Raw genomic sequence first — 15,190 nt, 5'->3', positions numbered from 1 at the left:
GCACGCCCATCGTGAGTCGATCGCCGTCTTCCCCTCAGGTCAACGTGGATGTTCGGCAGCGGAAGTCATCGCGAATGTGAAGTCGCAGTTCGCCTTGACGCAACCCTGTGCCGATAACAGTTCAGGTGATAGGTTTTGGCGCCACGTCACCAGAGAGGCTGATCCATGTATCGCGACTCCATCGACCGCGGGCACTTGGCGTTCCCGCCCGACTTCATCCTCGGCGCCGCGACCGCCGCGTACCAGATCGAGGGTGGCGCGAGGGAGGGCGGTCGAGGCTCGTCCATCTGGGACACGTTCAGCCACGCCCCGGGGAAGACTGCTGAGGGGGCGACCGGGGACGTCGCCGCGGACCACTATCACCGCGTCGAGGTCGATCTCGACCTGATGGCCTCGCTCCACCTCGACGCCTACCGGTTCTCCATCTCCTGGCCGCGCGTGATGCCCACGGGCGAGGGCGAAGCGAATCCGGAGGGTCTGGAGTTCTACTCGCGCCTCGTCGACGGACTGCTCGCACGCGGCATCAAGCCGATCGTGACGCTCAACCACTGGGACCTCCCGCAGGCATTGGAGGATCGCTACGGCGGCTGGCGAGGGCGGGAAACCGCATTCGCCTTCGAGAAGTACGCGGAGATCGTGGGGGCGGCCCTCGGGGACCGGGTCGCCGTCTGGTCAACCCACAACGAGCCGTGGAACAACTCCTTCGCCGGGTACGGCAATGGCGTGTTCGCGCCTGGCGGTAAGAGCCATGCAGATGCGCTCAAGGCTGCGCACCACCTCAACCTTTCCCACGGACTCGCGGTGGCAGCACTGCGGCGCACCGTGACCAATGCCGAAGCACAGATTTCCGTGGTGCTCAACATCTTCCGCATCGAAGCCGAGACCCCCGAGGACGCCGAAGCCGCGCGTCGGTTCGACGCTGTGGCCAACCGCGTGTTCACAGGGCCCATGCTCCGCGGGAACTATCCGGCCGATCTGCTGCAAGACACCCGGGCTTTCACCGACTGGAGCTTCGTTCTGCCGGGCGACTTGGAGATCTGCCACCAGCCCATCGACCTGCTCGGCGTCAACTACTACGAGGTCATGCACGTACGTCTGAATCAGGACTTCGACCCCAGCGCCGAAAGCTCCGGCGGCACGCCCTTCCCGGGCTCGGAGCGCATCGAGTTCGTCCGCCGCGACGAGCTGGCGCGAACGGTGATGGACTGGGGGATCGAACCACGAGGCCTCGAGGATCATCTGGTCGCCCTTTCCAAGGAGTTCCCCGAACTGCCGATCATGGTGATGGAGAACGGCGCGGCCTTCGAGGACGTGGTCGACGACTCGGGTGGCCGGCGCGTGGTCGTCGACCGCGACCGAACACAGTTCCTCATCGATCACGTCACGGCGGCTCATCGTGCTCGCGAGAGGGGCGCCCGCGTTGTCGGGTACCTCGTGTGGTCGCTGCTCGACAACTTCGAATGGGTCATGGGATACGGCCCGCGGTTCGGCATCATCCGGGTCGACTACGACACCCACGAGCGCATTCCGAAACTGAGCGCGCACTGGTTCGCGGAATTGTGTGCCACGAAGGTCGTCCCGGCCCTCGCCGGCCGCTGAGCGACCACCCTCAATTTCCGCATTCTGCACACCCGCAGAGGCGGTCTCGGGCCGAGCCGCGTTCGTGGGCCGCCGGGAGACAGCGTACGGTCCACGTCGTCCGGATACCGCAGCGTGCCCTCGGACCATCCTTCAACAGGAAAGCGAGACACCATTCAATGAGAATGCACCGCATCGGCGCGGCGCTCGCAACTGTCACCATAGGGCTCTTGACCGTGGCCCTCCCCACCACCGGCGCCTCAGCTGATTCAGACGCGACCCTCCGCGAACTGGCAGCGAAGGAGGGAATCCTCATCGGCTCGGGGGCGACCAACCCCACCTATCTCGACGAACCGAAGTTCGGCGAGGTGCTGGCGGAACAGTTCAACAGCTTGTCTCCCGAGAACGAGCTGAAGTGGAAATTCGTCCAGCCCACGGAGGGCGACTTCGAGTTCGGGGGCCTCGACCGGCTCGTCGACTTCGTTGAAGACAACGACATGGTAGTCAAGGGACACGGGCTCATCTCCCAGTGCTGCAACCCGGAATACGTGACCGACGTCACCGACCCGGACGAGTTGCGCGCGGTCATGAAGACTCACTTCAACACGATCATGGACCGCTACGCCGGAAAGATGGACCGGTGGGACGTGATGACCGAGCCGTTCTCCACCTTCGGCGGCACCGGCCTCGCGCCGAACCACTTCTACGAGGTGCTCGGCGAGGACTACATCGCGGAAGCGTTCCGGATCGCGCACGCCGCTGACCCCGAGGCGAAGCTGTTCATCAACGAGGCGTTGGTGGAGTTCTACCCGGCGAAGCGCCAGGAGCTCTACGACCTAGTGGCCGGCATGGTCGCCGACGGTGTGCCCATCGACGGGGTGGGCTTCGAGATGCACGAGACACAGGCGGGTCCCGAGCCCGGAGTCATCACAGAGATGACGAAGTCCTACCAGAAGCTCGGACTCGAAGTCGCGATCACCGAACTCGACGTGCACACCTACGACGTGGATCAGCAGACGCAGATCTACGGGGACGTCATGGCCGAGGCGCTGGCGGCCGGAATCCGGGACATCAGCTTCTGGGGCTTCACCGACAAGCACGCCTACACGTGGCTGCCGGGCGCGAAGCCCCTCATGTTCGACGAGGAGTACAACCCCAAGCCCGCGTACTACGCCACGCGCGACGCTCTGCGGAACTTCGTCTCCGCTTCCTCGGCTGCTGGCGCCGGCACCCTGTCGAACACCAGCGGGTGGACCCACGGCCTCCATGACGGCAACTACAGCGTGAAGATGAACCTTTGGCACGGCACGCCAGGCAGCTTCTTCCGTCTTTACGAGAACGACAAGCTCGTCGCCGCGCGGGTGCCCACGACAGTCAGCGGCACCTCGCAGTCAGTCGTGACCGAATTCAAGGACAGGCCCAACGGCACCTACGCGTACCGGGCCGAACTGATCAACTCGAAGGGCACCACGTCCACGAACACCACGACTGTCACGGTCACGGATGCCGCCCCGGGCAAGCCCGTGGTCAGCCACGACAACTGGGACAAGGACGGCACCTTCACCGCCACCGCGAACCTGTGGTGGGGCACCAACGCCACCTCGTACACCTTCTACCTCGACGGGGCAGTCGTCGGTGAGGGCCAGCTGGCCGCCGATTCGCCGAACGCACAGTCGCCTCAGGTAGCTCTGTCCGGGGTTCCGAAGGGCAAGCACAGCCTGAAGGTCGTCCTTACCAACGCGAGGGGATCGACCGAATCGGATCCCGTGGACGTGACGGTCGCCTGACGTCAAGTAGTTTCTCGTCTACGGTCAAACGGGGGATAGACGCCCGGCGCGCTCACGACAGGGTGCGCCGGGCGTCTGCGTCGCGTGCTGTCCAACTCCTCCGCCGGGTGAGAGGACGAAGGGCCACCGGCAGGCTGGAGACACGGGCACCCAATGCGTTGACGGAGGGTTTGCACTCGCCCCGGCTGCGACTTGCGCACGAAGTGCTGCGTTGGTCGTTGCCCTCGCTATTGTGGATGGGTGGTGGTCCGGGCTGCGGGAGTACACCGCTGCGGGCCTCTTTCTGGAGTGGAAGTCGGTATGAACGAAGTGGGAGGTTGCCAAGAGGACTGCGGGACTGGGTGATATTGCCCTGGCGGGGGCGGAGTGACCCAGGGCGGGATCTGCGGAGTTGTTCCCGCCGTCCAGGGTTCCCGACCGAACGGACGAGGAGTCTCAACGGCCTTACGGACGGGGGCGGCGTACGGACTGACGGATCACCAGTTGCGTACTGAGGACGACATGGTCGTCGCCGCTGATGCGTTCGCTGTGCTCCAGGGCGAGCCGGACCGCTGTTCTGCCGAGATCCTCGTACGGCACCCGGACCGACGTGAGCGACGGGGTCAGGTCCGAGGCGAAGGGGACGTCGTCGAAGCCCACCAGGGAGATGTCCCGGGGGACGTTCAGGCCGGCGTCGCGGAGCGCGGCCAACGCACCGAGGGCCACCATGTCCGTCCCCGCGAGGACGCCCGTGAAATCGACCCCCGCCTTCAGCGCGTCCCTCGTGCGCTGGTAGCCGGAGACGCGGGTGTACGGACCGGGGACGTCCAGTTCTTCCGCGTACTCCACGCCGTGCGCGCGCAGGGCGTGGAGGTAGCCCTCCCTCCGTTGCGCCCCCGTACTGAGTTGTGGGTCGCCGCCCAGGAAGAGGACGCGCCGGTGGCCTTGGACGAACAGATGGTCTGCGGCCTGGAAGGCGCCTCCGCGGTTGTCGTAGTCCACGACGGTGACTGGGTGATGCCCGGGCAGGGGCGGGCGGCCGACCAGGACCAGACGTGACCCGGCGGCGTCCAGGGCGCGCGCGTACTCGGTCATGCGCTGGAAGTAGACCTCGTCCTGCACTGCCCCGCCGACGAGGACCACCGCGGCCGCGTGCTGCTCGCGCATCAACTGCACCAGGTCGTCCTCGCGGGCAGTGTCTCCGTGAGTGGCGCAGACCAGGCTCAGCCGGCCCCGCAGGGCCGCCTCCTGCTCGACCCCGGCGGCGACATGGGCCAGCGACGGCCCGGTGATGTCCCGCAGGACCAGTGCGACGGGACCGGCCACCCGACCGGAGAGGGCTTTGGCGTGGACGTTCACCACGTAGTGCAGCGACTCCACGGCAGCCATGATGCGCTCCCGGGTGGCGGCCGACACGGGATAGTTGCCGGCCAGGGCCCTGGAAACGGTTGCTACCGACACCCCCGCCCGTTCGGCGACATCGCGAATCGTGCTGGGGCGCTCTTCACCTGCCTGGTTCTTGCGCCGACGCCTAGAAGCCTGGGAGGCGGGCGTTGGGGGAGAACCGTTTCCGTTCGCTGTCACACCTTGACGTTACTGCACTGAGCATCCTCGCGGACACAGAAGGGTGCGACCGGTTCCCGAATCTTGGTAAACGATTACTGCGGGCATGTTGACCGCGCCGACGTCTACCCGCGGGCGGCCAGCGGCAGCCAGACCCGCATGGCGCCCGGCTCGCGGTTGGCCCAGGCGTAGTACGGCACCGCCGTCAGCTCGACGCTCTCGTGGGGTTCGCCGGAAGTCGCCGACGTGTACGGCAGGTAGGGCCAGTCGCCGGACGTATCGTCGGCGCGGAGCCGGTTCCCCGCGACGCTCACCGTTCGCACCCCGCCGAGCAGTTCGGGGCGGCTGCGCACGGTCAGTGGCGTGTCCGGCGGCACAGCGATCGTGTCCGGGTCCAGGCGCCCCGGTTGGTCGGTCTGCTCCAGGCAGTAGACCAGCGGACCGCGTTCGACGGCGGCGCAGCCCCGGACGGCGTCGACGCGTGAGGAAGGGACGGTGAGCCGGGCCGGCATCGCGAGGTCGAGGCGGACGGTGTCGCCGGGGGTGAACGCGCGGGTGATGCGCAGCCAGCCGGAGTCGGCCCCGTCTTCGACGGTGGTGCCGTTCACGGTCAGGGTGTGGTCGGCGCACCACGCCGGCAGGCGTAGGGAGAGCGTGCGCGGCAGGGCGGTGGGAGCCTCGTCCACGGTGACGGTCACCGTGCCCTCCCACGGATACTCCGTCGTCACCCGTACGGTGAGGCCGTCGCCGCCGTAGACGCCCGTGGCGTACTGGTGCAGTTGCAGACCGCTGTCGTCGGCTGTGGCCAGGTAGTGCGGGAGCCCGGCGAGCAGGCGCATGACGTTGGGCGGGCAGCACGCGCAGCGGAACCAGGGGGTGCGGTGGGCGGTCTGGTCGCCGGGGCGTTCGTGTGAACGGGCCCGCCGATGAAGCGGGTTGACGTACAGCCAGGTGCGGCCGTCGAGACCGGCGCCGGCCAGGAAGCCGTTGAACAGGGTGCGCTCGACGAGGTCGGAGTAGCGGGCCTCGCCGGTGAGCAGGGCCATGCGCCAGGAGAAGTGGACGGAGGCGATGGCGGCGCAGGTCTCGGCGTAGGCGCGGTCGGCCGGCAGTTCGTGGGCGTCGCCGAAGGCCTCCCAGTCGTGCCGGGAGCCGACGGCGCCGGTGAGGTAGGTCTTGGTCGTGACCATGTCCCGCCACAGCCGCTCCAGCGCCGTGCGGAGTTCCGTGTCGCCGGTCTCCGCGGCCAGGTCGGCGGCTCCGGCGAGGAGGTAGAGCTGGCGTACGGCGTGGCCGGTGACCTCGTCCGCCGCGCGGACCGGCGTGTGGTCCTGCCAGTACTCGGGCCCCGGGTCGCGGTCGTGGCCCCGGTCGGCGCCGGAGGAGAGGGTGCCGTGACCGCGGCGTTCCAGGAAGTAGCGGGCGAGGTCCAGGTACCGCTTCTCGTCGGTCGTCCGGTGGAGTTCGACGAGGGCGGTCTCCACCTCGGGATGGCCACAGACGGTGTCCACCTGCTTGCCAGGGCCGAAGACGGAGTCGATGTGGTCCGCGAGCCGGCGGGCCACGGCGAGCAGCCGGTCGGAACCGGTGGCCCGGTGGTGCGCCACGGCGGCCTGGATCAGATGTCCCGCGCAGTACAGCTCGTGTCCCCAGCCCGGCTCGGTCCAGGGAATGCCGCCGCCGAGCTGGTAGTACGTCTGGAGGTAGCCGTCCTCGCGCTGGGCGGCGGCGATCAGCTCGACGATGGCTTCGACCTCGGTGGCGAGTGTCTCGTCGGGAGTGTCCGCGAGCTGCCAGCAGGCGGCTTCCAGCCACTTGTAGACGTCGGAGTCCTGGAACTGGAAGTCGCCGGAGAAGCCGGTGCCGGACGGGGTGTCCGCGCCGTCGGTGCGCGGGGCCGCGGCGGCACGGAAGTTGGCCAGGTTGCCGGCCTGCTCCAGCCGCCCCGGGCCCTCGGCGAGGGAGATCCGGGCGTTGACCCGGCGACGTTCGGCCCAGAAGCCGCCCTCGATGCGGGCCGCGGAGGCGGGACGCAGGGGTGAGACGGCACGTGGGGAGGGGTGGACCGGTCCGGCCTGAATGGTGTTCAAGGGTGTCTCCGAGGGAAGAGGGACGGGCTGGGGTGGGGTGGGGTGCGACGGGATCGGCGTTGCGGGAGCCCGGGCGGGCGGGCGGCGTCCTCGGCCGGCGGGTGGGCGTCGAAGTCCTCAGGCGCTGATCGCCAGTTCGGCCCGGTGGACCGGGTGGGCAGGCGGCAGCCCCGTCGTCAGGCGTTCCAGTTCCGTCACCACCGTGCCGCCGAGGCGGGCCAGTTCGTTGCCGAGGGAGCCGGCGATGTGCGGCGTGAGGAACACGTTCGGAAGGCGGTAGAGCGGGGAGTCCGCGGGCAGCGGCTCGGGGTCGGTGACGTCCAGGATCGCGCTGAGCCGGCCGTTCACCAGTTCCTCGGTGAGCGCGGTGTGGTCGACGAGGGCGCCCCGTGAGGTGTTGATGAGGACGCCGCCGTCGGGGATGAGCGCCAGCCGCTCGCGGTTGAGCATGTGATGGGTCTGCGGGGTGTCGGGGGCGTGCACGCTGACGATGTCACTGGTGCGCAGCAACTCGTCGAGGCCCAGCGGGACCGCGCCCAGTTCCGCGGCCTGGGCGGCGTCGACGTAGGGGTCGTGGAGGCTCACCGACAGCTCGAAGGGCCGCAGCAGTTCCAGGACCCGGCGGCCCACCCGGGAGGCGCCGATCAGACCGACCCGGCGGCCGAGGTTGCCGACCGTCACGTACTCCGTCGCAGCGGGGTAGACGTGCTCGGCCCGGAAGCGTTCGCGCAGCCCGAAGGCGTCCTTGCCGGCCAGCAGGATCGCGGCGAGCGTGTACTCGGCCACGGGCAGGGCGTTGGCCCGCACCGCGCTGGAGAGGGTGAGACCGCGCTCCCAGAACGGCTCACCCACGAGGTGGCGGACGCTGCCGCCGGCGTGCATGACGGCGCGCAGTCGCGGCGCCGCCGCCAGTACCTCCGCGCCGAGGTGCGGGCAGCCCCAGCCGGTGACCAGTACCTCGGCGCGGCCCAGGGCCTCGGCCACGGCGGGATCGGAGAAGTCCTGGGCGACGAGCGTGAGGTCGACCCGCGCCAGTTGCTGGAGGCGGGTCAGCAGCGGAGGCGGGAAGAGTTCGGGCAGATGTACCGGATTCATGGCGAAGAGGGCGAACGGCGGCACTGACGTATGCATGCTGCTCCTGGGGAGGGGCGCCGGGATCGGCCGGCGACAAGCCTGAGCGTCACAGTAAACGTATTCCACGCTAGAAGCCCCAGAGAACCCGGTCAATGACCAGCTCTGCGACACAGGTACGTCACAGAGAGTCCACCCACCTGCCCCGCGATGGCGCGAACGTCCATGGTCAGGCGCATCGACAGGTAACGTTCTGGAAAGTCGAGCGAAACAATCCGGCGCCACCTCTTGTGGATCTGGCTCCCTCGGTCGTACCGTCCACGACAACAAACGATTACTGCCTCGCCGCGCAGTACCCGTTTCTCTCCCCTCGCGTCGCCCTGACCGCGCCGTTCCCCCACGTGCAGGCGCCGTCCCATTCCTTTCGTGGAGGACCGATGTCCAAGTCCGGTATGCGCCCCAGGGTCCTTGTCTCGGTGGCCGCCGCCGCTTCTCTCTCGCTGCTGCTGACCGCCTGCTCTGACGACTCCGGCACCGACGCCTCGGCGGCCACGAAGGGCAACGTCACGCTGGAGTTCTGGAGCTGGACGGACGGCATCGAGGCGCAGGCCGAGGTGTGGAACAAGAAGCACCCCGAGACGCAGATCAAGTTCGTCAACGCTGCGGGTGACACCGCTTACCAGAAGCTGCGGGCCGCGGTGAACGCGGGCACCGCGCCCTGTCTGTCCAAGATGGACGGGATGAACCTGGCGAGCTTCGCCGCCGACGGACTGCTGACCGACATCAGCGAGGTCGCGGCCAAGCACAAGGACGCGTACACGGTCGCCGCGTGGAACGCGGTCAGCCCCGGAGGCACCACCTTCGGCATTCCGATGGGGTCGGCGCCGCTGTTCACCGCCTACCGCGCGGACCTGTTCCAGAAGTACGGGATCGAGGCCCCGAAGACCTGGGACGACCTGATCGCCGCGGGCAAGAAGGTCCAGGAGAAGGACAAGGACGTCAAGATCTACAACATGGCGGGCGAGGACCCGAGCTCGCTCGTCGACCTGTCCTGGGAGGCCGGCGCGCAGTGGTACAAGGTGGACGGCGACCACTGGGTCATCGACTTCGCCTCTCCCGAGGCGCTCAAGGCCGGTGACATCGTCCAGCAGCTCGTCGACAACGACCTCGCCTCCAACGCGTCGTACGCCGACCCGGGTGTCTTCAAGACCTGGGACCTCGGCAAGACCATCGCGATGACCAGCTCGACCTGGCAGCTGCCGATCTACGACACGAACTTCCCCAAGTCCAAGGGCAAGTGGCAGCTCGCCGACTCGCCGGCCTTCGACACCGCCAAGCCGCAGACCTCCAGTAACTTCGACACCACCGGCGTCCTCAAGGGCTGTAGGTACCCCGACCGCGCCGCCGAGTTCGCCGCCTGGCTGAGCAGCAGCAAGGAGTCACTGACGGCGCTCACCGACCCGGACTCCAAGTCGGGCCTGTTCCCCGCCGTCAAGGACGTCTCGCCGTACGTCGACAAGATCATCCCGACCGGGATGTTCAACGGGAAGTCGGACAGCGCGCAGGTGATTACCACGGCGGCCTCGCGGGTCGGCGAGCAGTGGCAGTACGGGCCGAACTACGCGGCGATGTACTCCGAGATGCAGAAGCAGTGGGGCAAGGTCATGAAGAAGCAGCTGACGGTCAAGGACATGCTGACCTCGCTGCAGAAGTGGACCGTGGACGACCTCAACCGCAAGGGCATCAAGGCCGTCGCCGGCAGCTGACCTCCCCTGTAGGCCCCGCCTCTGTAGGACCCACCTCTGGAGACACCCGTGTCCACCCTGACGCGACCCCCCAAGGTCGCCACCGACTCCCCGGCCCGGCGGCCCTCCCCCCGCCGGGCCGGGAGCCGGGGAGCCCACAAGGGACTGCTGTTCGCACTGCCCTTCCTGCTCGGCTTCCTGGCCACGTACGTCGTGCCGATCGGCTATGCCTTCAGCCAGAGCCTGAGGGAGAAGAAGAGCAGCGGGCTGGGCTTCGGCCCGACCCGGGTCGTCTTCACCGGCTTCTCCAACTTCGCCTCCATCCTCGGCGACGGCGCCTTCTGGTCGAGCATGCTGCGCACGCTGCTGTTCGGAGCGGCTCAGATCACGGTGATGCTGGGCCTGTCGCTGCTGCTCGCCCTGCTCCTGGACGGGGTGGCCGCCCGTGCGGTGCGGTTCTTCCGCGCGGCGCTGCTCATCCCGTACGTGGTGCCCGCCGTGGTGTCCACCGTGATCTGGCTGTTCCTCTACAGCCCGACGGGCTCTCCGCTGCTCGACCTCGCGCACGGCGCCGGCACGGACATCACCTTCTTCGGCGGCCTCAACACCTACCTCTCCCTGGGCAATCTGCTGACCTGGCAGGGGATCGGCTTCAACATGATCCTGATCTCCGCCTCGCTACAGGCGCTGCCCCGCGAGCTGTACGAGGCGGCCCGACTGGACGGGGCCAGGGAGTGGCGGATCGCCTGGTCGGTCAAGATTCCCAACATCACCGGCATCCTGGTGCTGACCGGCATGTTCTCCCTCATCGGGAGGCTGCAGCTGTTCGCCGAACCACTGCTGCTGCGGCAGATCGCGCCGGAGTCGATCAACACCGACTTCACTCCGATGATGGAGATCTACGACAAGGCGTTCAAGACCGGTGACTACCAGTACGCCGCCGCCGAGTCGCTGGTCCTGGCCGTGGTCACCGGCATCCTCGCCTTCGTCTTCTACCGGGCCACGAACAGGAAGATGTCATGAGCGCTGCCGTATCCGGGGGCGGCGTGCGCCCCACCCGCCGCGCGGTGGCGCTCACCACCGGCCTGCTGGTCCTCTTCCTGATCTACTCACTCGCCCCGACGTGGTTCCTGATCGTCTCCGCGACCAAGAACCAGACGGACCTGTACTCCACCTTCGGACTGTGGTTCTCCTCCAACCACCTGGCGGACAACGTCCAGGAGATCTGGACCTACCACGACGGGGTGTTCAACCGCTGGATCGGCAACTCGATCCTCTACTCCACACTCGGCGCGGCCGGTTCCACCCTGGTCTCGCTCGCCGCCGGGTACGGGCTGTCGAAGTTCGACTTCCGGGGCCGGGGCGCGTTCTTCGCGGTCATCGTCGGTGCCTCGCTGCTGCCGAGCACCCTGCTGGCCTTCCCGCTGTACCTCGTCTTCGCCCAGATCGGCCTGACCAACACCATCTGGTCGGTACTCATCCCGTACTTCATCAATCCGTTCGGGGTCTACCTGGGCAAGGTGTACGCGGACAGCTCCGTCCCCACCGAACTGATGGAAGCGGCCCGTCTCGACGGCGCCGGGGAGCTGCGGATCTTCTGGTCGGTCGCGCTGCGGCTGATGCGGACCGGCGGCATCACCATCTTCATGCTCGAATTCATCAACATCTGGAACAACTTCTTCCTGCCCCTGTTCATGCTCACCGGTGAGCGCACGTTCCCTGTGAGCCTCGGGCTGTACTCCTGGCTCCAGCAGGCGCAGACCGCCCGCGACATGAACACCCTCGTCCTCACCGGGTCCCTGTTGTCCATCGTTCCGCTCGCGGTCTTCATGTTCGCGCTCCAGAAGTACTGGCGCAGCGGAATCCTCATGGGCAGCCTCAAGTAAAGGATCAGCCGTGCCCAACGCACCCAGAAGACGTGATGTCCTCAAGTACGCCGGCACCACCGGCGTCGCCGCGGCCGGCCTCGGCCTGCTGAACTCCCCGTCCGCCGCCGCGGCCCCGGCCGCGGACGCCGCCTTCGAGCCGGCCGTCTGCAAGCCCCTGGACATCGTCGTCTTCGGCAACGGGAGCTCCGAGTCGGCGCACGGTCTCACTGCCACGCTCTCCGACACGGTCACCGGAGGCCTCGGCCAGAAGGCCCGTGTCCTCAACCCCACCGAGCCGGCCACGTACTGGGGCGGCACGCTCGAGTTCGACGTAGTCGTCAGCCCGACCGACACCACCTACGTCACCGTTCGCCTGTGGGGCGACGACTACGACACCACCTCGCAGCAGGCGGGCTCCGGCACGAACATGTGGCGGCTGCAGCTGTTCTGCGACGGCAAGCAGGTCGGCTACCAGGACGAGGGAGCCGTCGACAGCCTCGACATCCTGGACACCGCGCCGCGCACCCCGGGCCGGTTCTTCTTCCACACCCTGCCGCTTCCGGAGCGGCTCACCCGGGGCAGGAAGAAGGTGAAGCTGGAGATCCGCTCGATGGGCCGCATCTGGTCCTACGGCCAGAACGTCGACCAGCTGTACTACAAGATGACCACGCCGTCGCGGGGCATCTACCGCCTCTACACCCACACCGAGCCGTACTTCGTCCCGCCCAAGGGTGAGGTGCAGGGCCCCGCGCCGCTGCCGAAGGCTCGTACCGTCGAGGGCCCCGAGATCCTGGAGGCGGTGCGTCAACGGGTCGCCAAGGACCAGAAGCACTACCTGACCGGGGCCAACCCCGCCGGCATGGACGCCTTCGCCTTCCAGTCGCTCGCCGAGGGCTACCTCTGGTCCGGCAGCCCCGCGTACCACGACCCGGCGGCGCTGGACCGCGTCCTGCGCGCGCTCGACGGCCGGTACATGGCGTGGAAGAACGACGCGACCGTGATGACCGGCTCCGACCAGCAGTGGCAGGGCTTCGGCCGGGTCGGGCTGGTGCTGGCGCTGCTCTGGGAGCACCTGGGCGACCGCCTGGACGAGAAGGTGACCGGTTCGCCGTACGAGATCTCCAACCCCGGTTTCGAAGAGGGCGGCGACACTCCCATGGGATGGGAGGTACCTGGCTGGGGGAAGACCGCCGACGCCTCCTGGTCCCGGGACACCACCGTCAACCGGTCGGGCTCCGCCTCGCTCAAGGTGACGGCGAGCGCGGCGAACGGATTCATCACCGTGTACAACTCGCCCAAGACCCGCGTGGGCAAGGGGAAGTACACCTACGGCGCCTGGATCAGGACCGACGGCGTCACGGGCACGGGCGCCCACATCGACCCGCTGTTCTTCGACGCGGGCGGCAAGCTGGTCGGCAGCGACCACCGCCAGTTCGCCACCACCGGCACCCATGGCTGGGAATACGTCTCCATAGACCTGGACACACCCGACGGCGCCACCCAGGTGGAGATGCACCTGCGACTGTCCGGCCCCGGCACGGCCTGGTTCGACTCCGTGGACATGGTGGGGCCCACCGAGCTGCGCAACCCCGGCTTCGAGCAGGGCACCGGCACCCCGTCGGGCTGGGAGGTGCCGGGCTGGGGGAAGACCGCCGACGCCTCCTGGGCTCGGGACGCGTCCGTCAACCGGTCCGGTTCCGCGTCGCTGAGGCTGGCCGCCACCGCGGCGAACGGCTTCGTCACGGCGTACAACACGGCGAAGCTCCAGGTCGGCAAGGGGAAGTACACCTACGGCGCCTGGGTCAGGACCGACGGCGTCACCGGCACGGGCGCCCACATCGACCCGCTGTTCTTCGACGCGAGCGGCAAACTCGTCGGCGGCGACCACCGGCAGTACGCCGCCACCGGAACCCATGGGTGGGAGCAGGTCTCCATAGACCTGGAAACCCCTTCCGGCGCCACCCAGGTGGAGTTCCATCTGCGGCTGAGCGGACCGGGCACCGCCTGGTTCGACGACCTGGCCGTTGTCGCGCCCGAGGCCACCGGAACCCACGAGCAGCCGGTGCGGCGCGCCGCCTACACCGACATGCTGAAGTCGAGCCGGGACTACTGGCGTCAGCACTTCCCGCACTACACCAACCAGTCGCAGATCTGCGCCATCGGCCTCTACCAGGCCAACCGCGGCCTCGGCCTGCTCGCCCCTGACCTCGCACTGCCGGAGGACAAGGCCCGCGACTACCTGTACCAGTCGCTCGGCATGAAGCCCTACCTCGGCAAGGAGGACAAGGACGGCAACCCCACCAAGCCGCTGGGTGAGAGCTACCACCAGGTCAGCCGGGCCGGCCTGACCCGCGAACTGGGGTACGTGGGCAGCTACGGCGAGGTCCACGACTGGCTGGTCATGATGTACGAGTCGGTCACGCGCGGATACCGGGCCCAGGAGGCGCCGGAGCTGCGCGAGCAGATGGTGAAGATCATCAAGGCCCGGGGGCGGTTCCGGGTGGTCGACGTCGACGAGACGGGCGCCCGCGTCTCCCGCATCGAGACCGTCGTCGGCTGGCGCAACGAGGTCTACCCCGGTGAGGTCGCCTACGCCTCCCGCACGGCCTGGGACTCGCACCCGCTGATGTCGGCGGTGGTGTTCAAGGACCCGGACATCGTCGGCTGGACCCAGGAGATGGTCGACGACGGGCAGTTCTACCGGCAGCTCGATCTGCTCGTCCACCACACCTGGACCCGCGTCGGCCTCGCCGCGCTGCGCCTGGTCTCCCGCGACTGGGACGCCTTCCAGGCCCTCCCGGCCCGCCCGGGGCGCATCCCCACCGCCTGGGACCGGCCCGACTTCGTCTTCACCGACGAGGAGAACGGCGTCCTGGCCGTGAAGAACGGCGAGGAACTCCTCTTCGCCTCCCTGTACTGGCGCGCCCGGCAGGGCGTCAACGACTACGCCCGCATCCACCACCTCACACCCACCGACCAGCGCTCCGCGACGATCCGCCAGCGTTCGGCGGGCGCCACCGACGACACGTACACGGTCCACGACTGGATCCTGTGGGACTACGCGATCAACGATCCCGGGGCCGGACACATCCCGCCCGGCGGCTTCCCGCCCCCCGGCGACACCCTCCACCAGGCACTCAAGGGTGACGTGTACCCGCTCGCTCCGGTCCCGGCCGACGTCCCGGACCCGGCCATGGGCGTCGACTTCGAGGGCGTGGAGACCATGCTCGTCGGACGCGCCCCGTTCTATCTGTGCGAGTACGGCGACTACCTGATCGCCATGAACACCAGCACCGAACGGACGTACACCCTGCCCGCCCGTCAGGACTTCGGTCCGGCCCGCGACCTTGCCACCGGCCGCGTCATCGGCGCCGGACAGCGTCCCAAGGTCGGCCCGCGCAGCACGCTCGTGCTGTACCGGGGCCGGCGCGCGGCCGGCTGACCGCACCGGGGGAGCCGGGCCGACGCCCGGTTCCCCCTCATCTGCCACCCCCTGACACTCAACGTCG

Annotated in this window: 9 protein-coding genes; 6 read left to right on the top strand and 3 right to left on the bottom strand. The window is 68.3% G+C overall.

What is annotated here, in order from left to right; genetic code table 11:
* The first annotated feature begins 165 nt into the window (after positions 1 to 165).
* Entirely contained in the window at positions 166 to 1,599 is a 1,434-nt protein-coding gene (locus H4687_RS07840) for a GH1 family beta-glucosidase (RefSeq protein WP_010354074.1), read from the top strand.
* A gap of 215 nt (positions 1,600 to 1,814) precedes the next feature.
* On the top strand, positions 1,815 to 3,365 hold the full coding sequence (locus tag H4687_RS07835; protein ID WP_231885299.1) for an endo-1,4-beta-xylanase: 1,551 nt from the start codon (positions 1,815 to 1,817) through the stop codon (positions 3,363 to 3,365).
* Between the two features lie 444 nt (positions 3,366 to 3,809).
* Here the strand turns inward: H4687_RS07835 and H4687_RS07830 are convergent, their stop codons facing one another.
* The 3 genes from H4687_RS07830 to H4687_RS07820 all read right to left on the bottom strand — a co-directional run bounded on the left by H4687_RS07830 (position 3,810) and on the right by H4687_RS07820 (position 8,128).
* The gene (locus tag H4687_RS07830; protein ID WP_231885171.1) at positions 3,810 to 4,805 is read right to left on the bottom strand and encodes a LacI family DNA-binding transcriptional regulator; all 996 of its coding nucleotides are present in this window, start codon (positions 4,803 to 4,805) and stop codon (positions 3,810 to 3,812) included.
* Positions 4,806 to 5,032: 227 nt separating this feature from the next.
* A complete protein-coding gene (locus H4687_RS07825) occupies positions 5,033 to 6,997 on the bottom strand; it encodes a glycoside hydrolase family 127 protein (RefSeq protein WP_013005177.1) in 1,965 nt (654 codons plus the stop codon).
* A gap of 117 nt (positions 6,998 to 7,114) precedes the next feature.
* Entirely contained in the window at positions 7,115 to 8,128 is a 1,014-nt protein-coding gene (locus tag H4687_RS07820) for a hydroxyacid dehydrogenase (RefSeq protein ID WP_173402937.1), read from the bottom strand.
* 377 nt (positions 8,129 to 8,505) lie between these two features.
* Here H4687_RS07820 and H4687_RS07815 point away from each other — a divergent pair, with 377 nt between their 5' ends.
* Genes H4687_RS07815 through H4687_RS07800 form a run of 4 tightly spaced genes read left to right on the top strand, consistent with a single transcriptional unit; the run spans position 8,506 to position 15,123 of the window.
* The gene (locus tag H4687_RS07815; protein ID WP_006378647.1) at positions 8,506 to 9,834 is read left to right on the top strand and encodes an ABC transporter substrate-binding protein; all 1,329 of its coding nucleotides are present in this window, start codon (positions 8,506 to 8,508) and stop codon (positions 9,832 to 9,834) included.
* A gap of 48 nt (positions 9,835 to 9,882) precedes the next feature.
* On the top strand, positions 9,883 to 10,836 hold the full coding sequence (locus H4687_RS07810; RefSeq protein WP_006379128.1) for a carbohydrate ABC transporter permease: 954 nt from the start codon (positions 9,883 to 9,885) through the stop codon (positions 10,834 to 10,836).
* The gene (locus H4687_RS07805; RefSeq protein ID WP_173402938.1) at positions 10,833 to 11,699 is read left to right on the top strand and encodes a carbohydrate ABC transporter permease; all 867 of its coding nucleotides are present in this window, start codon (positions 10,833 to 10,835) and stop codon (positions 11,697 to 11,699) included. The genes H4687_RS07810 and H4687_RS07805 overlap by 4 nt, the downstream gene beginning before the upstream one ends.
* A gap of 10 nt (positions 11,700 to 11,709) precedes the next feature.
* Positions 11,710 to 15,123 (top strand): hypothetical protein, encoded by a 3,414-nt coding sequence (locus H4687_RS07800; RefSeq protein WP_006379029.1) that lies wholly within the window; start codon positions 11,710 to 11,712, stop codon positions 15,121 to 15,123.
* Positions 15,124 to 15,190: the final 67 nt, after the last annotated feature.

This window comes from Streptomyces stelliscabiei, assembly GCF_014873495.1.
Lineage (GTDB): Bacteria > Actinomycetota > Actinomycetes > Streptomycetales > Streptomycetaceae > Streptomyces > Streptomyces bottropensis.
The sequence above is the reverse complement of the archived record's forward strand: the minus strand, read 5'-3'. Positions and strand labels throughout refer to the sequence as shown.

What these genes read in the sequence shown, in the direction of transcription:
- H4687_RS07840 (WP_010354074.1), top strand. Translation starts at nt 166, where the DNA reads ATGTATCGCGACTCCATCGACCGCGGGCACTTGGCGTTCCCGCCCGAC.
- H4687_RS07820 (WP_173402937.1), bottom strand. Translation starts at nt 8,128, where the DNA reads ATGCATACGTCAGTGCCGCCGTTCGCCCTCTTCGCCATGAATCCGGTA.
- H4687_RS07815 (WP_006378647.1), top strand. Translation starts at nt 8,506, where the DNA reads ATGTCCAAGTCCGGTATGCGCCCCAGGGTCCTTGTCTCGGTGGCCGCC.
- H4687_RS07805 (WP_173402938.1), top strand. Translation starts at nt 10,833, where the DNA reads ATGAGCGCTGCCGTATCCGGGGGCGGCGTGCGCCCCACCCGCCGCGCG.